The following is a 229-nucleotide window of genomic DNA, read 5'->3' on the forward strand; positions in this document are numbered from 1 at the left end:
TTGTCCGGCTGGTTGAAGGCTTCCAGCAGCAAGGCGCGGCCTCGCTGGACATCGGTTTCAGCCGGTGTCCAGCGCGTGTCGGAGCGCAACGCGGCCGCCTTGCGCTGCAAGGCCTGCGCCACCGTTTCACCTTCCAGGTTGGCGGGCAGCGTCACCGCCTCCACGCGCTCGTGGATGAACGCCTGCAACTCAGCCGCGAACGCCGGTGCATCCCGGATTTCGACGGTAT

Annotated in this window: 1 pseudogene; it reads right to left on the reverse strand. The window is 66.8% G+C overall.

Annotated elements, in window-relative coordinates:
- Nucleotides 1-229 (reverse strand): annotated as a pseudogene (locus RVY79_RS21910) (integrase); the annotation flags it as partial.

This window comes from Chromohalobacter sp. HP20-39 (assembly GCF_033052815.1).
Classification (GTDB): domain Bacteria; phylum Pseudomonadota; class Gammaproteobacteria; order Pseudomonadales; family Halomonadaceae; genus Chromohalobacter.